The 23,068-nt window shown below is 31.1% G+C and carries 15 protein-coding genes and 1 riboswitch; of the genes, 3 read left to right on the top strand and 12 right to left on the bottom strand.

Annotated features, from left to right (window positions below):
• The first annotated feature begins 38 nt into the window (after positions 1-38).
• Both Q0776_RS06295 and Q0776_RS06290 read left to right on the top strand, forming a co-directional pair.
• A complete protein-coding gene (locus tag Q0776_RS06295) occupies positions 39-3,557 on the top strand; it encodes a nitrate reductase (RefSeq protein ID WP_298366108.1) in 3,519 nt (1,172 codons plus the stop codon).
• 7 nt (positions 3,558-3,564) lie between these two features.
• Positions 3,565-4,989, top strand: coding sequence for a rubredoxin domain-containing protein (locus Q0776_RS06290; RefSeq protein WP_298366106.1), 1,425 nt, complete (start codon positions 3,565-3,567; stop codon positions 4,987-4,989).
• Positions 4,990-5,162: 173 nt separating this feature from the next.
• On the opposite strand, the gene Q0776_RS06285 is transcribed toward Q0776_RS06290, so the two are convergent.
• The 10 genes from Q0776_RS06285 to Q0776_RS06240 form a co-directional block, all read right to left on the bottom strand.
• Positions 5,163-5,741, bottom strand: a complete 579-nt coding sequence (locus Q0776_RS06285) for a bifunctional precorrin-2 dehydrogenase/sirohydrochlorin ferrochelatase (RefSeq protein WP_298366104.1) — start codon at positions 5,739-5,741, stop codon at positions 5,163-5,165.
• Positions 5,742-5,786: 45 nt separating this feature from the next.
• Positions 5,787-6,563 (bottom strand): uroporphyrinogen-III C-methyltransferase, encoded by a 777-nt coding sequence (gene cobA / locus Q0776_RS06280; RefSeq protein ID WP_298366102.1) that lies wholly within the window; start codon positions 6,561-6,563, stop codon positions 5,787-5,789.
• Positions 6,553-8,643 carry a HEPN domain-containing protein gene (locus Q0776_RS06275; RefSeq protein ID WP_298366101.1) on the bottom strand — a complete coding sequence of 697 codons (2,091 nt, stop codon included), beginning with the start codon at positions 8,641-8,643 and terminating at the stop codon, positions 6,553-6,555. The genes cobA and Q0776_RS06275 overlap by 11 nt, the downstream gene beginning before the upstream one ends.
• Before the next feature lie 92 nt (positions 8,644-8,735).
• Entirely contained in the window at positions 8,736-9,986 is a 1,251-nt protein-coding gene (locus Q0776_RS06270) for a GTP-binding protein (RefSeq protein ID WP_298366098.1), read from the bottom strand.
• A 109-nt stretch (positions 9,987-10,095) separates the two neighbouring features.
• The gene (gene cysD / locus Q0776_RS06265; protein WP_298366096.1) at positions 10,096-10,995 is read right to left on the bottom strand and encodes a sulfate adenylyltransferase subunit CysD; all 900 of its coding nucleotides are present in this window, start codon (positions 10,993-10,995) and stop codon (positions 10,096-10,098) included.
• A 10-nt stretch (positions 10,996-11,005) separates the two neighbouring features.
• Positions 11,006-11,623 (bottom strand): phosphoadenosine phosphosulfate reductase family protein, encoded by a 618-nt coding sequence (locus Q0776_RS06260; RefSeq protein ID WP_298366094.1) that lies wholly within the window; start codon positions 11,621-11,623, stop codon positions 11,006-11,008.
• Entirely contained in the window at positions 11,623-11,892 is a 270-nt protein-coding gene (locus Q0776_RS06255) for a DUF2061 domain-containing protein (protein ID WP_298366091.1), read from the bottom strand. The genes Q0776_RS06260 and Q0776_RS06255 overlap by 1 nt, the downstream gene beginning before the upstream one ends.
• A 127-nt stretch (positions 11,893-12,019) precedes the next feature.
• A complete protein-coding gene (locus Q0776_RS06250; RefSeq protein ID WP_298366089.1) occupies positions 12,020-13,189 on the bottom strand; it encodes an aminotransferase class I/II-fold pyridoxal phosphate-dependent enzyme in 1,170 nt (389 codons plus the stop codon).
• A 36-nt stretch (positions 13,190-13,225) separates the two neighbouring features.
• Positions 13,226-16,615, bottom strand: a complete 3,390-nt coding sequence (gene thrA / locus Q0776_RS06245) for a bifunctional aspartate kinase/homoserine dehydrogenase I (protein ID WP_298366088.1) — start codon at positions 16,613-16,615, stop codon at positions 13,226-13,228.
• A gap of 97 nt (positions 16,616-16,712) precedes the next feature.
• Positions 16,713-16,814, bottom strand: a riboswitch (SAM riboswitch).
• 80 nt (positions 16,815-16,894) lie between these two features.
• Entirely contained in the window at positions 16,895-18,175 is a 1,281-nt protein-coding gene (locus Q0776_RS06240) for an O-acetylhomoserine aminocarboxypropyltransferase/cysteine synthase family protein (protein WP_298366086.1), read from the bottom strand.
• A gap of 890 nt (positions 18,176-19,065) precedes the next feature.
• On the opposite strand from Q0776_RS06240, the gene metK reads away from it, so the two are divergent.
• Entirely contained in the window at positions 19,066-20,322 is a 1,257-nt protein-coding gene (metK, locus tag Q0776_RS06235) for a methionine adenosyltransferase (protein ID WP_298366084.1), read from the top strand.
• A gap of 70 nt (positions 20,323-20,392) precedes the next feature.
• Here the strand turns inward: metK and Q0776_RS06230 are convergent, their stop codons facing one another.
• Positions 20,393-20,749, bottom strand: coding sequence for a heavy-metal-associated domain-containing protein (locus Q0776_RS06230; protein WP_298366082.1), 357 nt, complete (start codon positions 20,747-20,749; stop codon positions 20,393-20,395).
• Positions 20,750-20,760: 11 nt separating this feature from the next.
• Positions 20,761-22,998, bottom strand: a complete 2,238-nt coding sequence (locus tag Q0776_RS06225) for a TonB-dependent receptor (protein WP_298366080.1) — start codon at positions 22,996-22,998, stop codon at positions 20,761-20,763.
• Between the last annotated feature and the right edge of the window lie 70 nt (positions 22,999-23,068).

Raw genomic sequence — 23,068 nt, 5'->3', positions numbered from 1 at the left:
TGCCATGTTCATATTAAGAATCTTAATACACTTTATACATGTCAAAAACAAAACCACAAAAAACAATTTGCTCTTATTGTGGAGTTGGATGCGGAATTTTAGTCAACCAAGATTCTAACGGAAAAATTACAGTAGAAGGCGATCCAGATTATCCCGTAAACAAAGGTATGCTTTGTTCAAAAGGTATGAATTTGAATTACGTTGCTCAAGAAACTTCCGATAGAATCCTATATCCTGAAATGAGATGGAGTAAAAACCACCCAATGCAAAAAGTTTCATGGGACGATGGTTTAGACAGAGCTGCTGCAGTTTTTAAAAGTATTATTGACAAACATGGACCTGATAGTGTAGCTTTTTATGTTTCAGGACAGTGCTTAACAGAAGAATATTATTTAGTTAACAAACTTACTAAGGGATTTTTAGGAACAAATAATATCGATACAAATTCTAGGCTTTGCATGAGTTCGGCAGTTGTAGGCTACAAGAAATCCATAGGAGATGATAATGTACCCATTTCATATGAAGATATTGAGCTCGCCGATACTTTTTTAATAGCCGGAGCAAATCCTGCTTGGTGCCATCCTATTCTTTTTAGAAGATTGGAAAAACACAAATTAAAAAATCCAACTACAAAGATTGTGGTTGTAGACCCAAGAAAAACACAAACCGCTTCTATTGCAGATTTACATTTACAAATAAACCCAGGTACAGATGTTGTTTTATACAATGCCATTGCACGGCGCTTATTTGAAAAAAATAGAATTGATAAGAAATATATTGAAGAAAACACAACAGGAGCTCAAGCACTTAAGGAATTAGTATACAAAACCTCTTATAGAGATGCCGCTAAAATATGTGGTATAGAGGTAAACGATATTAAAAAAGCAGCTCAGTATATAGGAAAAGCCACAGGTTTTATAAATATGTGGACAATGGGCTTAAATCAAAGTGTTATTGGAGTAGATAAAAACATTTCACTTATTAATCTTTCATTAATAACTGGTCAAATTGGAAAACCTGGAGCTGGACCATTTTCTCTTACAGGGCAACCAAACGCAATGGGAGGTAGAGAAGTTGGCGGAATGGCAAATTTATTAGCCGCCCATAAAAACTTATTAAATGAACAAGACCGCAATGATGTGGCAAATTTCTGGGGAAGTAATCCAATTTCTCCAAATCCAGGATTAACAGCTACTGAAATGTTCGATGCTTTAGATGAAGGTAAGCTAAAAGCAATTTGGATAATTTGTACCAATCCTGTTGTAAGTTTACCCAATTCCAAAAAAGTTGAACGAGCTCTTAAAAAAGCAAAGTTTGTAGTAGTACAAGATATTTCACACAATTCCGAAACAACTAAATATGCCGATTTACTTCTTCCTGCTGCTGGTTGGATAGAAAAAGAAGGAACTATGACCAATTCTGAAAGAAGAATTAGTTATTTACCAAAAGTAATTGACGCACCCGGAGAAGCCCTACATGATGCAGAAATATTATGGAGGTTTGCTCAAAAAATGGACTTTCAAGGGTTTGAGTACAGCAATATTAGTGATGTTTATGATGAACATTGTGCACTTACAAAGGGAACTAATATTGACATATCTGGGTTATCGCATAAAAGATTAATTGAAGAAGGTAGTTTTCAATGGCCAGTTCCTCATGAAACTCACCCTGGAACTGCAAGGCTATTCGAAGATCATAAATACGAAACTTTGGATAAGAAAGCACATATTAATATACCTCAAAATATTTTAAATAAATCAGAATCAACTTCAAAAGAGTTCCCCTTTATTCTTACCACAGGAAGAGTTAGAGATCAATGGCATACAAGAACAAAAACTGGTAAAGTTAATAGATTAACCTCTCACATTCCTTCTCCATATCTTGAAATGAATAAGATAGATGCAATGGAACTCAATATTAATGAAGGAGATATTGTTGAAATTCACAACCACAGAGGAAGTGTTAAAGTTAAAGCCCAATTAAACTTCGATATTAAAGAAGGTGTTGTTTTTTTACCAATGCATTGGGGTAAAATTGAAGGAAATGATTTTGGTAGAGCAAATAACCTAACTAACACCTTAATTGATCCAATATCTAAAGAACCTGATTTTAAGTTCTCAGCAGTTAAAGTAACTAAACACAAAAAAGAGAAAGAGAAAATATGTGTTATTGGCGCGGGAGCTGCTGCATATAGGTTTGTACAAACCTATAGAAATTTTAATATTGAAGATGAAATTTCTATCTTCTCAAAAGAAGAAGACCCCTTCTATAATCGAGTTCTACTTCCAGAATATGTAAATGAAGATTTAACTTGGGAACAACTTCAAAAGTTAAAAAAAGGCGAGGTTGAAAAATTGAAACTTGACCTCCATACCGGAATTCATATTTCAAAAGTAAATTCAGAAGAAAAATTTATTATAGACAGCAACAATAACAAACATTATTACGATACATTAATAATGGCAACAGGCAGTAGAGCATTTGTACCTAAAGATGCCCAGCTTCAATTACCTGGAAGATTTACAATGCGTAATAAAACGGATGCCGATAGCCTAAGAGAATATCTAAAAAATACTGGGTTACCAGAAAACGAACAGCATGTTGTTATTGTTGGAGGCGGGTTATTAGGATTGGAATTGGCTGCTTCTTTGAAAAAGAAAAATATAAATATAACTATTGTACAAAGAGCTCCAAGATTAATGGAACGCCAACTGGACAGAATAGCAAGTACATTATTAGCCGAAAACGTTCAAGAGCGCGGAATTCAAATATATTTTGACAATGAAGTGAGTACTGTTTTTGAGGATGAAGACATCCCAAACCGACTTTCAATTTCCTTAAAAACAGGTAAATTAATCAATGCAAATGCAATTGTTTACGCTATTGGAACATTACCAAATATTGAATTAGCTAAAGGCTGCAACATTGATTATCGCAGAGGAGTTGTTGTTAACCAATATTTACAAACAAGCAATCCAAGTATTTTTGCTTTAGGTGAAATTGCAGAGTTTGAGAACTCCCTTTTTGGAATTACATCGGCAGCAGAACAACAAGCAGACATTGCAGCAAAATTTATATTAGGTGATTTAAACAGTATTTATAAAGGATCTGTTTTAATGAATATTTTAAAATTTGAAGATCTTGATTTATGCAGTATAGGAATGGTAAATGCCCCAAAAAACGACAACTCTTATGAAGAAGTAGTTCTAAAAGATTTAAATCAACATTTTTATAAAAAATGCATTATTAAAAACGATCTTTTAGTTGGTGCAATTTTAATGGGAGATAAAAATGAATTTGCTGAATTTAAACGATTTATTGAAGGAAAAATTGAACTTTCTGAAAAAAGAACAGAGTTACTTCGAGGTAAAAACGAAGCGAAACCTGTCATAGGAAAGCTTATTTGCTCTTGTAGTCAGGTTGGCGAAGGAAATCTATTAGATGCCATTAATAATGGATGTAAAGATTTTAACGAACTATGCTCAAAAACAGGAGCCGGTCTTGGCTGTGGAAGTTGCAAACCGGAAGTAAGTGACATTTTATTAAGCGCTAAATAAAAAAACTATGAAACGTAAATTACAACGTATTTTTATAAAAGGTGGCGTTTTATCGCCGGGAGAATTGAAGCAAATTATTAAAATGGCTGAAGACCTTGGAAATTCAACAATAAAATTTGGATCGAGACAAGATATTTTAATTCCATTTAAAGAATCTAATAAAAAAACAATCGATTTATTTCCAAACATCAATATAGAGGAAAATCAGATTCACGATAGACAAAATATTGTATCGTCATATGTTTCTGCAGATATTTTCCCTGCAACTTCTTGGCTAAAAGGCTCTACTTTTTTATACATTTTAGAACAGTTTAGATTCAAACCATCACTAAAAATAAACATAGTTGATCCAAAACAGCAATTAGTCCCAATATACAATGGACAGGTTAACTTTATTGCTTCAGAAAATGAGGATTATTGGTATTTAAATTTAAAACTTCCTAATTGGGACAGTGAAGTGGACTTCCCTGTTTTAGTCTACAGTTGGGATATTCCAAAAATTGCCGAAGCCATTGAAGAATTTTATGAAGAAACAACCGACATTTCTTTATTATTTGATTTAATAAATGAAAAAATTGAAACTAATCATAGAACTTACGACAAAAAATTAGAAATTCCTTTCCATCCTTTCCCTTATTATGAAGGAATGAATAAAATGGGAGATAGTGAATATTGGCTGGGGTTGTACTGGAGAAACAATGAATACGATATTGATTTTTTAAACGTTTTGTGCGACTTTTGCTTAGATAGTAGAGTTGGTAAAATTTGTATTACACCATGGAAATCGTTTATAATTAAAGGAATTAACAGAAAATACAAACTAAAATTAGAAAAATTATTAGGAAAAAAAGGTATTAATGTAAGGCATTCATCCTTAGAATTAAACTGGCATTTACCTGTTGAAAACAATGAAGCATTAGAATTAAAAAAGTTTATTGTTAGAAATTTTGATCAAAATGATATAAGTACATATGGACTCAATTTTAGCGTTGCTGATATCGCCAAAAATGAAACTTACTTTACTTCTGCAGTAATAGAAAAAAATCAGGTTCCAACAATTGTAAAAGATTTTAATGTTCGTCCAACCTTTAATGTTTTGTATTGCAAAAATTTCAATCCAAATACCAGAGAATATATTACTTACGCACAAGATGTAGACAAAATGGAGCTGCCTGGTTTACTTATGGAATTAAGTAAATTATATTTTGATAAACTTGGAGAAAATGATTTATCTGAAATAGAAAAAAATGAAACTATTAAACTTGAAAAAGAAGTACATCAGTGCTCGGAATGTTTAACAGTTTATGATGCTGATTACGGCGATAAACTAGCAGAAATAGAAGCCGGAACGCCTTTTAATGAATTACCTTTAGATTATGTTTGTTCAGTTTGCGAAGCTTCAAAAGAAACTTATAAACTGGTTAAAATTTAGATTTTCTATTAAACATAAAAAAGCTGTCTGATTATTTTTGAAACCGTCATTCTGAACTTGATTCAGAATCACATCACATTGATGGTTAATTATTATGAGAACCTAAATCAAATTCAAGTTGGCGAAAGTTTCACTTTTTAGAAAGCTTCTTTTTTATATCTTTTAAACGACAATTACTTCTTACCAATAATTCCCTTTGTTAAATCGTTCAAAGTATTTACTTTATCTTCAAAATCACCTTTAATGGTTTTTCTAAACGAATTTAAATTTTGAGCTAATTCATCAATATTCTCTGGAATTACTTCTTCAAAAAACTGACGTAATCGCTTAGCTAAAGTTGGCGATTTACCATTTGTTGAAATAGCAATTTTAATATTTCCTTTGGTTACAATTCCACCCATATAAAAATCGCAATAAGGAGGATTATCAGCCACATTTACTAAAATATGACGATTTTTACAATCCTTATAAACTTCAACATTCACATCAATATTATCAGTTGTAGCAATTACCATATGCTTTCCTTCTATATAAGATACATTGTACACATCGTCAATTAATTCAACAGCATGTTTTTTAGCTAACTCAACCAATTCTGAGTGAAAATCTGGAGCTACAACAGTTACTTTTGCATTTGGACTCGATTTTAATAAAAAAGTAAGTTTTTCCAATCCAACATTTCCACCACCAACAATTAACACATTTAATTGAGTAACTTTTAAAAATATAGGATATAATTCGTTTTGCTCCATAGTAAACAGTTTCAAGTAGAAACAAATATAGTAATGATAATTTATTTATTTCGAATTTAAAACCTCGGTATGAATGTTTTCATAAAAAGAGCTTAATTTTGCACTTTCTTTTACCACCTCGCCTATAACAATTATAGCTGGTGAAGACAATTTATTATTTATAACAACCTCTTCAATGGTACTTACAGTTCCTAATCCCAATTTTTCGTTTTTTGTTGTTCCATTTTGAATTATTGCGGTTGGAACGTCAGATTTTTTAAACTTTTTAAATATTGAAACAATTTCTGAAAGTTTGCTCATCCCCATTAAAATAACTACGGTAGCAGTTGATTGAGCCGCCAAATACACATCGTTTGATAGTTTTCTTTCTGAAGTTGTTCCGGTAATTACCCAAAAACTTTCCGAAACACCACGTTTTGTTAATGAAATACCCTGACTTGCAGGAACCGCCATTGATGATGAAATTCCTGAAACTACTTCTGTTTCTATTCCAAAAGATTCTATATAATCTATTTCTTCCGATCCTCTACCAAAAACAAATGGATCACCACCTTTTAAACGAACAGCGTTACCAAACTCAAATGCATTTTTTACAATAAGTTCATTAATCTCATCTTGCGAATAACTATGTAAACCTTTTCTTTTTCCAACAAAAATCTTTTCGGCATTTGGTGCATACTCCAATAGCTTTCTATTTATAAGCGCATCATACAAAATAACTTTTGCATTCTGTAAGGCTTTTACACCTTTCACAGTAATCAAATCTGGATCTCCAGGACCAGCTCCAACTAACGTTACTTTTGGTTTTAAATTAGTTATCATTTGAAACAACATTAGCTCTATATGCGTCTACCTTTTTATAAAAAGATTGAGCATCAATTAAATAATTTTCAGCAAACTCTTTAGTAGGCTCATTTTTTTGAATTTGATAAATAAATTCAGAAAAAGGAACTTTTAAATCTAATTTACTTCCAAACTCCTCCTCAAATTGAGAAATAATTCCAGCGTGCGTATTTGTCTTTTTTCCTTCTGAAATAAGTAAAGCCTTAGCCGTATTTACTATACTTAAATATGAATAGTAAATACTATCGGCATATTGATCTTTTTTCAATGACTCAACTGCATTTTCTAATTTTTCTTCACTTTCAAAAAGTAAGGTGGCAATTAAATCAATAACAACACCAGCACATTCTCCAACTCCAACAGCTTTTACATAAGCTTCATCACTTCCCCAATCAATAAAATCACTTGGTTCTAAATTAGTGGTATCAGCTAATGGTTTTAGCAACGTATAAAAATAACGTTCACCTTGACGATCATAATAGTTTAAAAATGATTCTCCTACAATTACATTTGCCTGATAATCTTTTAATATTTCGCGTAAAGCTTGCGGCCCTCTTTTACTAGGAATTTTCAATACCTTATCTGCAATTCTTCCTGCTCCATCACCTAAAACACTTCCACCTAACAATACTTGCAAAGCAGGCGCAACTAAATTCCCCGATTTAATAGACATACCTTGAAATCCAATATGAGCCATTGTATGCTGTCCACATGAATTCATACAACCACTAATTTTAATGGTAATATCTTTATTGTTTGCATACTGAGGAAATTCAGCTTTTAAAACTCTTTCTAATTCTGCAGAAACTCCAGTACTACTTGCAATACCTAAATTACACGTATCTGTACCTGGACAAGAAGTAATATCCAATGTACTTTCATATCCTATATCTACAAAACCTAATTTTTCCAATTCGACATAAAAGAATGGTAACAACTCATTTTTTACATGACGAATTAATATATTTTGACGTAATGACAAACGAATTTCATTACCTGCATATTTTTTAATTAAATCGGCTAAAATTCTAGCCTTATCTGTATAAAAATCACCTAAATGAACTTTTATACCAATAGCACTTAAACCTTCTTGTTTTTGTTCAATTACATTAGAAATCTTCCAAGCTTCAAAAGCTTCTTGATTTTTAATTTCTACTGAAGGAACTTCTATATGAGAAACATCTACAGACTTATCAAATTTTGTAGTATCTATAGGAAAAGAGGTTACAGATAATGCTTTTTGCTCATCTTCTACCAACTTTACAAAAGCATCGAAACCAATATCTTTTATTAAGAATTTTAAACGAGCTTTTGCTCTTTTAGAACGCTCACCAAATCGATCAAAAACACGTAAAACAGCTTCTGTTATAGGTATAATTTTATCAGCTTCAATAAATTCGAACAACGTATCTGCCAATCTAGCTTGAGAACCTAAACCACCAGCAACCATTACCTTAAAACCAACTACTCCATCTTTAATTTTGGCTATAAAACCTAAATCGTGCATAAAACTTAACGCTGTATCCTTATCTGTTCCTGAAAAAGAAATTTTAAATTTTCTTCCTAATTCTTGACAAATTGGATTACGTAAAAAGAACTCGAATGTAGCGTGTGCATACGGAGATACATCAAAAGGTTCGTCTTTATCTATCCCTGCAGTTTCACTTGCCGTTACGTTTCTTACTGCGTTACCACAAGCTTCTCTTAATGTAATATCATCTTTTTCTAATTCGGCCCAAAGTTCAGGTGTTCTATCTAAACTTACATGGTGAATTTGAATATCTTGACGGGTAGTAATATGTAATCTTCCTCTTGAATATTCATCAGAAACATTGGCAATTCTATGTAATTGTTCACTTGTTAATTTGCCATAAGGCAATTTAATCCTAATCATTTGAACTCCAAATTGACGTTGACCGTAAACTCCACGTGCTAAACGCAAACTTCTAAAACGTTCCTCATCAATTTCTCCGTTATAAAACTGCTGAATTTTTTTTTCTAAGTCAATTATGTCCTTCTCGACGATCGGATTTTCGATCTCGCTTCTAAAGCTTTGCATTCTATTTGATTTTTTAGTTAGTAGTAATAGATTCCTTTAAAAACAAGGAATTGTTTGCTTTACTTAATTATATGTAATTGATTTTCTTCTTTTTATTTCTCAATAAAACCAACACCTACTGTGTTATTTGATTGAGGATCGATTAATATAAACGATCCATTAGTTCTATGCTCTTTAAAAGCATCAAAAAATATTGGCTTGTTTAATTGAAATGAGATTGATGCAATATCATTCATTTTTAAACTATCAACACCTTCTTCAATTCCAGAATAGTCTGGATTAATTTTGTTGTGAATAGCACTTACTTTTGCCAATACTTTATTTACTCCATGTTGCAAAACATATTTAGAACCTGGTTGTAAATTTTTATTATCCATCCAAGAAACAGTAGCTGTAAATCGCTTATCAATTGTTGGCACTTCACCAACTCTAACAATCATATCTCCTCTACTTACGTTTACATCATCTTCTAAAGTAACTGTAACTGAAGACCTGCGCGCTGCACTTTGGTATTTTTTATCGTAGAAATAAATATCTTTTATTTTACTTTTTGTTTGTGAAGGTAAAATAACCACATCGTCTCCCACTTTTAAATCGCCTCCATATAATTTACCCGCATAACCTCTAAAATCGTGATACTCTTCAGTTTTAGGACGAATTACATATTGAACTGGAAAGCGAGTTATTCCTTTATTGTAAATATCATCAGTATCTAACTCTTCTAAATGCTCAATTAAACTTTGACCATTATACCAAGTCATACTTTCAGATTTTTTAACAACATTATCACCTTTTAGTGCACTTACAGGAATAAATGTGATGTTTTGGTCTTCGTAATCGCTTTTATCAACTACTTTTTGAAAATCAGCTTTAATTTCGTTATATCTTTCCTCAGAAAAATCAACTAAATCCATTTTATTTACGGCTACAATTACATCTTTTACTCTCAATAAATTATTGATAAAAAAGTGACGGTACGTTTGTTCAATTACTCCGTGACGAGCATCAATTAAAATAATTGCAGCTTGCGAAGTTGACGCTCCAGTAACCATATTTCTGGTATACTCAACGTGACCTGGAGTATCTGCTATAATATAACTTTTTGTAGCTGTTGAAAAATAAATATGAGCTACATCAATTGTAATTCCTTGTTCACGTTCGGCAACCAATCCATCGGTTGCTAACGAGAAATCTAAATAATCATATCCTTTTTGTTTTGAACTACGTTCAATTGCTTCTAATTTATCATCGGTTAATGATTTTGTATCATACAATAATCTTCCAATTAAAGTACTTTTTCCATCATCTACACTTCCTGCTGTTGCTATTTTTAAAACTTTCATTCTTTTTAGCTATACGCCATTCGCTATTTGCTATTGGCTAAATTTTAATATTATTTTTATAAATCTGCTAATGACTAGATGCCAAAAGCTAAATTTTCCGAAGAAAATTTTAAAAGTACCCTTGTTGTTTGCGCTCTTCCATTGCTGCTTCCGATCTTTTATCGTCAATTCTTGCACCTCTTTCTGAAATACTAGAGTCTCTAATTTCAGCTACAACCTGACTAATTGTTTCAGCATAAGAATCTACCGCAGCTGTACAACTCATATCTCCAACAGTTCTAAACCTAACCATACGCTCTTCAACTTTTTCCTCTTCATCTTTATACACATGTTCTGAAGCTGACCAAATAAGTCCGTCTCTTAAAAACACATTTCTTTTGTGTGCAAAATAGATTGATGGGATTTCTAATTCTTCATTTTCTATATAAGTCCAAACATCTAATTCTGTCCAGTTAGAAATTGGAAAAACACGTACATTTTGTCCAAAATCAATTTCACCATTTAACATATCAAATAATTCGGGACGTTGGTTTTTTTCATCCCATTGTCCAAAATCATCACGTACCGAAAATATACGTTCTTTAGCTCTTGCTTTTTCCTCATCTCTACGCGCACCACCTATACAAGCATCAAATTTAAATTCTTCAATGGCATCTAACAATGTTGTTGTTTGCAACATATTTCTACTAGAATAACGACCTGATTCTTCTTTAACTTTTCCTTGATCGATTGAATCTTGCACATTACGTACAATTAACTCTACACCTAATTCCTTTACTAAACGATCTCTAAACTCAATAGTTTCAGGAAAATTATGGCCAGTATCAATATGCATTAATGGAAAAGGAATTTTTGATGGGTAGAATGCTTTTTGGGCCAATCTAACCAAGGTTATTGAATCCTTTCCTCCCGAGAATAAAAGTACAGGTTTTTCAAACTGCGCTGCAACTTCTCTCATAATGTAAATTGCTTCGTTCTCTAATTGATTTATATATAATTTATCTGTCATAATTCTCTTTTTATGAATGTAATCCACATTCTCTATTTTCTAATACTTTTGTTGGATCGAAATATTTAAATTCGTTTGGCAAATTATTTTTTTCTAGATAGCTATCTAATTCCTCATCACTCCAATTATAAAATGGACTTACTTTTAAAACACCATCCTTACTTAATGAAACCACACTAATACTATCTCTAAAAGCTGTTTGACCTCTACGTAAATTTGTAAACCAAACATCTGGCTTATGTTCTTTCATTGCTCTATTAAATGGTTCTAATTTTACTTGCTCGGTAAACACTTTATGTAATGGATCATCAATTTGTGGAATTCCAATAGTTGCATCTCTATGTGCCGAAGTTTGTTTAGGAACATATAAATGAACATTTAAGTTTAAAGTTTCAATTAACTCATTTGCATGTTTATATGTTTGTGGTGTATTATAACCAGTATCGCACCAAATAACTTTTAAATCCTTGTTAACCTTAGTTGTTGCATGTAAAATCGCAACCTCATATGGTCTAAAATTTGTTGTTACAACTGCATTTTTGGCATAAGAAATAGCCCATTCTATTATCTCTTGTGGCGATTTCCCTTCAAGTTCGTTATTTATTTTTTCTATATCTAAATTACTCATTACTTTCTCCATTTAATTAAATTCCAAATTCTTTCATGACCATAATATAAAATCATTTTTGTAACTACCTCTATTGATCCAATTGAAATTGCCATTGCTAATTCCCCAGTAATTACCCAAGAAATTACCATTGTATCAAGTGTACCAATAATTCTCCAACTAATAGCTTTCACTACACTACGTATAGGTTTTTCAGAAGAACGAGCTGCTTCATAGCTATCCTCTTGCTTTTGCTGTTTATTTGAAATAAAAATTTGATCTAACATCATTTTTTAAACTTTTATCTAATTTTAAAATGCAAACATACTATTTTTTTATTACCCTACCAATTCGATAGACTAATAGATCGAACTTTTTTTAAATATTTATGATATTCTTAAAAAACCGTTATAAAATTTAATTATTTAAAGCCTGTGTAATGTCCTGAATTATATCATCTACATTTTCTAATCCAACCGAAATACGCACTAAACCGGCTGTTATTCCAACAGAAAGTCTTTCATCTTCACTTAATTTACTATGTGTTGTAGAAGCTGGGTGTGTAACTATAGTTCGGGTATCACCTAAGTTAGCAGATAATGAACACATTTTAATTGCATCTAAAAATTTTCTACCTGCTTCTATTCCTCCTTTTACCTCCACTGCAATAATATTACCCCCTAATTTCATTTGCTTTTTAGCAATTTCATATTGTGGATGCGATTTTAAAAATGGATATTTTACATTGGAAATATGCTTGTTACCTTGAAGGTTTTCGGCAATTTTTAATGCATTATCGCAATGTCTATCAACTCGCACAGCCAACGTTTCTAAACTTTTACTCAATGTCCAAGCGTTAAAAGGAGATAAAGAAGGACCTGTATTACGTGCAAATAAATAAATTTCACGAATTAACTTGGCCTTTCCAACAGTAACCCCACCCAAAACACGACCTTGTCCATCCATTAATTTAGTAGCTGAATGCACCACTAGATCTGCTCCATATTTTATAGGTTGCTGTATATAAGGTGTTGCAAAACAATTATCAATTATTAATAATAAATTATGTTTTTTAGCAATTTCACCTAGCAATTCCAAATCAATAATATCAACACCTGGATTTGTTGGAGATTCGGCATATAATATTTTTGTAGCTGGAGTTATTAACGCTTCTATTTCAGCTGGGTTATTAATGTCGAAATAGGAAGTTGTAATATTCCATTTAGGAAAATATTTAGTAAACAAAGTATGGGTTGATCCAAAAATTGAACGCGCAGAAACAATATGATCACCGCTACTTAATAGTGCTGCAAAAGTTGAATATATAGCCGCCATTCCTGAGGCAAAAGCATAACCGTCTTCTGCTCCTTCCATCTTCATAACTTTTTCAACGAATTCAGAAGTATTAGGATTGCTATAACGAGAATAAATGTTTTTAATCTTTTCTTCTGTAAACGAAGCTCTCATATCTTCAGCATCATCAAAAACAAAACTTGAAGTTACATACATTGGAGTTGTATGTTCTTGAAATTGCGAACGTTCAATTTGTGTTCTTATGGCTTCTGTCTCAAAATTTTTATCACTCATTACAATAGTAGTTCTTTAGTTGGTAATTGTTAAATCTTAATGCTTTTCCGCTAAGCGTAATATATCTCCAAATACACCTCTTGCAGTTACCGCTGCACCAGCTCCGGCTCCTTGAATTACAATTGGTTTTTCACCATATGATTCGGTAAATACTTCAAATATAGCATCTGCACCTTTTATTTGACCTAAAGCGCTGTTTGCTGGAACTGAAATTAATTTAACTTCCAACACCCCTTTATCTTCTTGTAAATTTCCCGATAAATCGCCAATATACCTTAGTACATGTCCTTCTTCTTGATCTTCTTTTATTTTTTGATAATACGCATCAAACTCCTTCAATCTTCCCAAAAATTCCTCCGAAGAACCTTCTCTTAAATTTTCAGGAATTAAATTTTCAATCACCACATCATCAAATTCATTTTGCAAATCGAGTTCACGAGCCAAAATTAATAATTTTCTTCCAACATCATTTCCACATAAATCTTCACGCGGATCTGGTTCTGTATATCCACTATCTATAGCCTCTTTTAAAACTGCACTAAACGGTCTATCTTCAACTGAAAACGTATTGAACAAATAACTTAAAGATCCAGAAAATACACCTCTAATACCTGTAATATTCTCACCAGAATCATGTAACAATTTAATAGTATCAATTAAAGGAAGTCCAGCTCCAACATTAGTCTCGTATAAATATGTTTTCTTATTATCTTTTAATTTTTGACGTAATTCTTTATAAAAAGTATAATCTAAAGTGTTTGCTATTTTATTAGAAGAAATTAAATCAAATCCATTTTCAACTAATTCAATATAACTCTTTACAAAATCGCTACTAGCAGTATTATCTATTGCAATTAAGTTTTCTAAATGATACTTTTGGGCATATTCAAGAATATTTTCAATACTATTATCTACCGATGCATTACTTAAATCTTGCTCCCAATTTTCTGAAACCCCATTTTTAGATAATAATACTTTTGATGAATTTGCAACTGCAAAAATATTTAAGTTTATATTTTTTCTTTTAACAATATTTTCTTTGCTCTTTAAAATTTGATTTATTAAAGTTCCACCTACTAATCCTTTACCAAAAACTGCAATATTTATATTTTTTGAAACTCCAAAAATCTCTCCATGAATTACATTTACAGCTTTATTTAAATCGGATTTTTTTACCACCAAACAAACATTTTCACCAGTAACAGTATTATTAATAAGTATAGGTGTTATTTGGTTTTTAATTAAAGCTCCGTATGGTTGGTTAAATGAATACAAGCTTTGTCCTATTATTGAAATAACCGATACATTTTCCTTTACGTAAATTTGACTAACATCTTTGCTTTGAAATTCATTTTTAAACTCGTTTTCGAGCACTTTTTTAGCCTTATAACCATCTTTTGCATCTACAATAAAACCTATCCCTCTTTCGGACGAACCTTGAGAAATAATACTAACACTTATACTTTCTTTTCCAAGTGCACTAAATATACGTCCATCAACACCTACCTTACCTAATAAACCTCTTCCAACTAAATTTACTAGCGCAACGTCTTCTTGAACAGATAAGGATTTTATTCCTCCTTGTTCTGTTTCAGGACCTATTAAAGTTCCTTCATTTTCATTATCGAAAGTATTTAAAATTCTTAAGGGAATATTCTTTTGAATAAGTGGAATTATAGTTTTAGCGTGCAAAATATTTGCTCCAAAATTGGCCATTTCATTTGCTTCTTGATAGGACAATTTCTCTATTTTTTTGGAATTTTCAACTAAATCCGGATTAGCTGTATAAATTCCATTTACGTGCGTATAATTTTGAAACTCTTCTGCATTTAAAAAATTAGCAATTAAGGCTGCAGAATAATTACTTCCGTTTCTACCCAATGTTGTTGTATCACCTTTTAAATTTGAACCTATAAATCCAGTAATTATTTGAACTTCATTGGCTTCAACATTTCTAAAATGTTCAATAACATTTTCTTCTGAAACACTCTCAAATACAATTGCCTTTCCAAATTGGTTATCCGTTTTAATCAACTTACGAGAATCTACAAAAGTAGCATTTACGTTATTCGTCTTTAATAATTGCGCAATAACTTTGGACGATAATAGCTCACCCTGAGCCAATACTTGGTCTTTAACTTTTAAGCTATAATCTCCTAATAAATTTACTCCTTTAAATATTTCATTTAACAATTGAAATTCTTCAGATAAATCAACCGTTTTGTCTGGTTGTAACTGATATTCTTTCAGTTTTTCAAACTCTTCTATATAAGGTAAATCATTTTTAGCTTTTTCAAGAATTGATTCCAATTGGTCGGTAGTTTTACCACGTGCCGAAACCACTACCGCAACTTGCTCCTTATTATTCACTTTTTTAGAAATAATACCTAAAGTACTTTCTAAACCTACACCATTTGCTAAGGATTTTCCTCCGAATTTTAATATTTTCATTTTATTCTTTTTAGAATCTTGATTAAATATAGGATCTATTATTTTCTCTAATTGTTTATACTCCATTAAAAAGGCATCGTGTCCGTGTACCGAGTTAATTTCGCTATATGTAACATTTGGATTAATTAATGCCAGTTGTTTATGTGTTTCTTTGTTTTCTTCAGCTGTAAAAAACAAATCAGAATCAACACCAATAATATGAATATTTGCTTTTATTGAATCTAAAATATTCTCTTCTCTATCTTTTGTTGCATCGATAGATCTTAATAATTGATTCATTAATTTATATGCTGAAAGCTGAAATCGTTCTTGTAGTTTCTTACCGTGATGCAACAACCAGCTTTCTACATTAAATATCTCTAGCTCTTCATTCTTAGATCGTTGAAAACGCTCTTTAAAGGATTCTGGCGTCCTATAACAAAGCATTGCATGCATACGTGCATCGTGAACGGGATTGCTAGAATTTGATAAAAATTGTTCTTGAATTTGACAATTAGCAATTAACCAGTCTGTAGATTTCCAATCGGTTGCAATAGTTATTAAATGCTTAGTAATTTTTGGACTTAAAACTGCCATTTCCCAGGCAATTCCCCCTCCAAGAGAACCTCCAACTAGTGCAAATAACTTTTCAATTTTTAAATATTCTAGTCCTGTAAGAAATATTTTGGCAATATCTCTTGCTACAAATTCTTTATAATTTTCAATCACAAAACCATCAAAACCGTTTCCCGGAATATTAAAAGCTAAGATTGTATAATTTTGAGTATCAATTGCCTTGTTCTCACCTATTACATCTTTCCACCAGCCATTTTCACCTGCCACTTCAGAATTCCCGGTTAAAGCATGATTTACAAGTACAATAGGTGCACTATGTAACTCCTTACCAAAAATTTGATAGGAAAGTTCAATATCAACAGATTTTGTTCCTTTTTCAGGAACAAAATCTGTAATTACTATATTTTTCAATTGACTCATTAATAAGTAAATTAATAAAAACGTATTGTTTTAATTTTAAATTGCTTAATGATTAATATTATGAGAAAAGTTTAAAATTACTGGATGTAATTTGCTTGAGTTATCTATCCAAAATGGGTAGAATTTAGCACCTTCTTTATAAAATAAAGGGTTGCTAAGGCTTCAATGGGTCCATTCCCTCTGCCTTTCTTGATAACATTATTCAATAAGATTATGAACTATTTGGCAAATTAACGTAATAAATACGTACCACACAAAACTTTTAATAAAAATTTAAAGTTATTGTCCTCCTTTAATTAATGCCTGCTCTAAATCGTTTTTCAAATCCTCAATATCTTCAAGTCCTACTGATAATCGTATTAAATCTTGAGTAACTCCAGCACTTTCTTGTTGCTCAACTGTTAATTGTTGATGTGTTGTACTAGCGGGATGAATAATTAACGATTTTGTATCTCCAATATTTGCTAATAATGAAAACAATTCGGTAGCATCCGTTAGTTTTTTAGCGGCATCAAAACCTCCTTTTACACCAAAAGTTACTAAACCACTTTGTCCACTTGGCAAGTACTTTTTAGCTAAACTATTGTATTTACTACTCTCTAAACCAGGGTAATTTACCCAAGCAACTTCCTCTCTGCTTTCTAACCATTTAGCTAATTCTAGAGCGTTTGCACTGTGCTGTTTTATACGAACTGGTAAAGTTTCTAATCCTTGAATAATTTGAAACGCATTAAACGGACTTAAAGCGCCTCCAAAATCACGCAATCCTTCTAAAATTAATTTAAATGTAAATGCTGCTGCTCCTAAAGCTTCGCTATAAACCAAGCCGTGGTATCCTTCAGAAGGCTCAGTAAATTCAGGGAATTTCCCGTTTGTCCAATCAAAAGTTCCAGCATCAATAATTGCTCCTCCTAATGAATTTCCTTGACCACCAATGTATTTTGTTAATGAATGGATTACCAAATTAGCTCCGTGCTTAATTGGGTTTAATAAAGCCGGACTTGCTACCGTATTATCAACTATAAATGGTACACCTGCAGTTTTAGAATGTTCCGATATTGCTTCTAAATCTAGCACATCTAATTTTGGATTCCCTAAAGATTCTACAAAGAATGCCCTGGTGTTTTCCTTAACTGCATCTTTAAAATTCTCAGGATTTGAAGCATCTACAAACGTTGTTGTAATTCCCAATCTTGGTAAAGTAACATTTAACAAGGTAAAAGTTCCTCCGTACAAACTACTTGATGCAACAATATGATCACCTGCTTTTAATAATGTAAGTAATCCTGTTGATATTGCCGAAGTTCCAGATGCAAAAACTACCGCTCCAACTCCACCTTCAATGGCAGCCAAACGTTGTTGTAAAATATCGTTTGTTGGATTGTTTAATCGCGTATATATAAAACCTAATTCTTTTAATGAAAATAAATTTGCAGCATGTTCTGTATTATTAAACACATATGACGAAGATTGATAAATAGGAACTGCTCTTGTTCCTGCCGTTTGGGTTGTATCATGTCCTGCGTGTAATGCTTGTGTTGATATTTTTTGAGTACTCATAATAATATTTTTAATGTTTTTTTAGTTTAAATTTTTAATAAAAAAAGTCCCTTTAGATAAGGTATTACCAAAGGGACTTAAATTCTAAAATTTATTTTTTTTAGATAGATTAGTTTAGGCAATACCAACTCATTGAAATACACATTATTTGCATTCGCATTTTTAATTGAGTTGATTTTATATTTTTAATATCCTTATTCATTTTGTAAAAAAAAACCCCTGACAAATCAGAGGCTATTCAATTTATAATTTAATAATGTTTAAACAATAGCTCTCCTTGTGTAATTTTTACACATCATAGTACGCATTTTATTAAACATTGTATTCATTTTTTAATTTTTTATTGCGACAAATGTAAATACTTTTTTTTAACCACCAAACTAAAATTTAATAATTTTAATATCACGTATCCAAAATCCCCTAAAAAAATCTACTAAATTGGTAGGTTTTATAGTTATTGATAATAACTACAAAAAATTATTATTAAAATATTGGCTTCCATCATTGTATTTATTTCATTCTCTTACTTGCTAATTTGTTTGACTTACAGATATTTGATTTTAATGACACGCGCATAACTTAACAATTCTTAAAAACTAAACAAAAATCTCTTTATATCTATTCATCATTAATTTTTTTAAACAGTTCATCAATATATTTCAAGTATCCACTTAAAATATTCTATAAAAGACATTTTAATTAAAATTTAGTTAAAATTATAATTGGTACTCTTAAATTTTATAAATTTGCAGTCTGAAATTCTTGAGGAAGGATTTGAACTGATTGCAACCTCGTTAAAAAATGCTAAAGCAGTAAGTATTTACTTCTTTTAGCGACCATAGCATTCAACTCAATTCATTCTTAATTTAATTAAAATATAAATTAAAATTATGTCATATTTATTTACATCAGAATCTGTTTCTGAAGGACATCCAGACAAAGTTTCTGATCAAATATCAGATGCACTAGTAGACAATTTTTTAGCATTTGATAAAGATTCAAAAGTTGCCTGCGAAACATTAGTAACTACTGGACAAGTTGTATTAGCAGGTGAAGTAAAATCGAAAACATATTTAGATGTTCAAAAAATAGCTAGAGATGTAATCAATAAAATTGGTTACACAAAAAGTGAATATATGTTTGATGGAAACTCTTGTGGAGTTTTTTCAGCAATTCATGAACAATCGCAAGATATTAACCAAGGTGTTGATAGAGAATCTAAAGAAGAACAAGGGGCAGGAGATCAAGGAATGATGTTTGGCTATGCAACTAATGAAACTGAAAATTATATGCCTTTAGCCTTAGACTTAAGCCATAGAATTTTATTAGAACTTGCTGAATTACGACGTGAAAATAATGAAATCACTTATTTACGTCCAGATTCTAAAAGTCAGGTAACTATTGAATATACCGATGATAATGTCCCTTTTAGAATAAAAGATATTGTTGTTTCAACCCAACACGATCAGTTTTTAGAAGATGATGTTGAAATGTTGGTGAAAATTAAAAATGATATTATCAATATTTTAATTCCACGAGTGATTGCCAAATTACCTGAGGCCATTAAAGCACTGTTTAATGATAACATTGTTTACCACGTAAATCCAACGGGGAAATTTGTTATTGGTGGTCCACACGGTGATACCGGCTTAACAGGAAGAAAAATTATTGTGGATACTTACGGAGGAAAAGGAGCTCACGGTGGTGGAGCATTTTCGGGAAAAGATCCAAGTAAAGTAGATAGAAGTGCTGCTTATGCAACAAGACATATTGCTAAAAACTTAGTTGCGGCAGGAGTTGCTGATGAAATCTTAATTCAAGTTTCATATGCCATTGGTGTTGTAGAACCAATGGGAATTTATGTAAACACTTATGGAACATCTAACATTGATAAGGCAGATGGAGAAATTGCTGAAATTGTTGAGAAAATTTTTGATATGAGACCAGCATCAATCGAATCTCGATTAAAGTTACGCAATCCTATTTATGTAGAAACTGCAGCATATGGACATATGGGTCGCGAAAATAAAATAGTTAATAAAACATTTAGAAATGTTGACGGAACTGAAATTTCTTTAGACGTTGAGTTATTTACTTGGGAAAAACTCGATTATGTTGATAAAGTAAAAGAAGCTTTCAACTTATAAAATAAAAAATATACTTAAACGAAAAAAAGGCGATTTCAAATGAAATCGCCTTTTTTTATAACTTTATTATTTAGTTATTCTTATGATCATCAATAATCTCTTCATCTCTATATTTACAGCAACCATGTAAACTATTATATGCTTCGTCCGAAGCTTTTATCTCTTTAGTATCATGACCGGCATTTGCCACTCTATTTTTAATAGTTTTAACATCGGTTTTTCGTTCATCAAAAATAAGATTCAGTTCATGAGTTTTAACATTCCAAACTGCAGATTTTACACCCTTAGTTTTAATACAAGCTTTTTCTATACGCTCTTTACACATTAAACATACTCCATCAACTTCAAATGATGCTCTTGCATTTTTATTTTGACCATACGACATTGCCCCAACAAGAAACAATGTAATTAATAATACTTTTTTCATTTTTTTAGGTTTTAATTTAGTTTATATCTCAATCCTGTATAATACATACTTCCAAATACCGGTCCATACACTAGAGTACTATCAAAATATGGTCCAAAAGGATTTTCGGCACTTATAACAGGATTTTTTTGTTTAACATTTGTTATATTTTCACCTCCAACATATAATTCAAATTTTGGAGAAAATACTTTCGTAACCTGCATATTTAAAGTCGAAAGAGTTGGCGAAAACTTACTTAACTGATATTCAATATCACTATTACTGGTGGAAGGAAATCGCTGTTTACTTAACCAATTATATGTGGCATCAAATTTCCAATTACCTCCATTTTTATTTACATGTGTTTCATAAGAAACATTTGCAAATATTCTATTTTTTGGAATTAATGGTGTTAATTTTTTTCCTGATTTATATTGCGTTTTAACATTATAATACTTGTAAGCTAATTTTAAATTTAAGTGATTTATTGGATTGTACGAAAACTCTGCCTGAAAACTATCGGAATAACTTTCACCTTCTAAATTATAAAAGCTAATTTCTGTAGAATTTTCCCAATCTACAACAACTTGATTTTTAAAATCGGTTCTATAAAAGTCCATATTTATATCTGCCTTTCTTCCAAATAAATTAAAACCTTGCAAATATGAAACCCCATAATTCCATGCAATTTCAGGATCTAAACCGTAGATTTCTCCGCCCGAATTAAAAATATTAATTGTTCTTGATGTTGCAAACATTTTTTGATTTTCGGTAAATATATTGGCACTTCTTTTACCCCTACCAAATGACGCCCTAAAAGCTGATTTTTCCCATCTTGAATATCTAATATGGAATCTTGGTGTTATAAAAGTCCCCAATAAATTATGATGATCTATTCTAATTCCTGCCGACATATTTATGGCTCCTAAATCATCATAATTGTATTCTAAAAAACCACCTACCGAGTTCTCATTTCTATTATAATTTGTATCCAAAACAAGTTCGTGATAGGTATCGTGTGTGTAGCTTAAACCTGTTTTAATTTTATGACGCGAATCAGAAATAATGGAATTATAAATTAAATTTGAATAAACACTTTGATGTTTTACATCGTAAACATTTAACCCAAAATAGGAATCTTGATTATGATTACTGTAGGCTAATTGTAAACCTAAACTTTGATATGGAATATTTGGATTTACATAACCCAATTTTAATGACGCATCCAACCGTTCTGTATTAATTTCACTTCCCCAAAAATTAGTTGTTAGTTTATCAACATCTGGATTAAAATTTAATTGCCCCGCTTGTTTTTCATCGTTTAAATACCTCAAATTCAAAAAACTAACAAAGCCTGTTTCCGTATTTGTATACTGCCAACGGTTCATAACGTTTATTTGCTTTGCTAAGGGAGCATCTAAAAACGAATCATTATTTTTATCAAATTTTTCATTTCTTAAATTACCATGTAAGTACAAACCTGTACTCCATTTTTCACTTAATTTAGTATTTAAATGAGTATTTAATTCCGTTCTCCCGTTTGCCGATGCATATGCATTTACAAATAACTTATCGTCGGTACTTGGTTTCCTTAACTCCGCATTAATTTGCCCTGCAATACTTTCAAAACCATTAACAACACTTCCTGTACCTTTTGTTATTTGAATACTTTCAACCCAAGTACCGGGAATAAAACTTAAACCATAAGCTTGTGCAGCTCCACGAATAGAAGGTACATTTTCTGTTGTTATTAAAATATTTGGACTTGTAAGGCCTAACATTTTTATTTGACGTGTTCCTGAAATAGCATCTGTAAAATTTACATCAATTGATGGGTTTGTTTCAAAGCTTTCAGCTAAATTACAGCAAGCTGCTTTCAACAACTCATCGCTACTAACATTAATTATATTTAGTGCTTTAATATATGATACTGATGTCGACTTTTTTTGTTGAGTTAAAACAACTTCATCCAACATACTTGTTGGTTTTAACCAATGTGAGATATCTTTAGAGTTTTCAACAGAAATTGTATCTGTTTTAAAACCAATATAACTAACTATTAATTTTGTATATTCTTTTTTATATGGAATTTTAAATTTCCCGTTAATGTCAGTTACAACTCCAACAGAATATCCCAACCAATAAACGTTTGCTCCGGCTAATCCTGTTTTCTTTGTATCGGGATTATCCTCATAAATAACTCCTGATAATTTTTCTTGTGAAAATAGAAATACAGGAATTAACATTAAAATATATAGTGTTTTTTTCATTCTTATTTGAATTTAAATTAATTATAATAATAAACTTCAGAAATGCCAATAGCATTCTGAATCAGAATAA

Source organism: uncultured Lutibacter sp. (genome assembly GCF_947495725.1).
Lineage (GTDB): Bacteria > Bacteroidota > Bacteroidia > Flavobacteriales > Flavobacteriaceae > Lutibacter.
Note: the sequence above shows the minus strand (reverse complement) of the source record. Positions and strands in the feature narration are given on the sequence as shown.

What these genes read in the sequence shown, in the direction of transcription:
- Q0776_RS06295 (WP_298366108.1), top strand. Translation starts at nt 39, where the DNA reads ATGTCAAAAACAAAACCACAAAAAACAATTTGCTCTTATTGTGGAGTT.
- Q0776_RS06290 (WP_298366106.1), top strand. Translation starts at nt 3,565, where the DNA reads ATGAAACGTAAATTACAACGTATTTTTATAAAAGGTGGCGTTTTATCG.
- Q0776_RS06285 (WP_298366104.1), bottom strand. Translation starts at nt 5,741, where the DNA reads ATGGAGCAAAACGAATTATATCCTATATTTTTAAAAGTTACTCAATTA.
- cobA (WP_298366102.1), bottom strand. Translation starts at nt 6,563, where the DNA reads ATGATAACTAATTTAAAACCAAAAGTAACGTTAGTTGGAGCTGGTCCT.
- Q0776_RS06275 (WP_298366101.1), bottom strand. Translation starts at nt 8,643, where the DNA reads ATGCAAAGCTTTAGAAGCGAGATCGAAAATCCGATCGTCGAGAAGGAC.
- Q0776_RS06270 (WP_298366098.1), bottom strand. Translation starts at nt 9,986, where the DNA reads ATGAAAGTTTTAAAAATAGCAACAGCAGGAAGTGTAGATGATGGAAAA.
- cysD (WP_298366096.1), bottom strand. Translation starts at nt 10,995, where the DNA reads ATGACAGATAAATTATATATAAATCAATTAGAGAACGAAGCAATTTAC.
- Q0776_RS06260 (WP_298366094.1), bottom strand. Translation starts at nt 11,623, where the DNA reads ATGAGTAATTTAGATATAGAAAAAATAAATAACGAACTTGAAGGGAAA.
- Q0776_RS06255 (WP_298366091.1), bottom strand. Translation starts at nt 11,892, where the DNA reads ATGATGTTAGATCAAATTTTTATTTCAAATAAACAGCAAAAGCAAGAG.
- Q0776_RS06250 (WP_298366089.1), bottom strand. Translation starts at nt 13,189, where the DNA reads ATGAGTGATAAAAATTTTGAGACAGAAGCCATAAGAACACAAATTGAA.
- thrA (WP_298366088.1), bottom strand. Translation starts at nt 16,615, where the DNA reads ATGAGTCAATTGAAAAATATAGTAATTACAGATTTTGTTCCTGAAAAA.
- Q0776_RS06240 (WP_298366086.1), bottom strand. Translation starts at nt 18,175, where the DNA reads ATGAGTACTCAAAAAATATCAACACAAGCATTACACGCAGGACATGAT.
- metK (WP_298366084.1), top strand. Translation starts at nt 19,066, where the DNA reads ATGTCATATTTATTTACATCAGAATCTGTTTCTGAAGGACATCCAGAC.
- Q0776_RS06230 (WP_298366082.1), bottom strand. Translation starts at nt 20,749, where the DNA reads ATGAAAAAAGTATTATTAATTACATTGTTTCTTGTTGGGGCAATGTCG.
- Q0776_RS06225 (WP_298366080.1), bottom strand. Translation starts at nt 22,998, where the DNA reads ATGAAAAAAACACTATATATTTTAATGTTAATTCCTGTATTTCTATTT.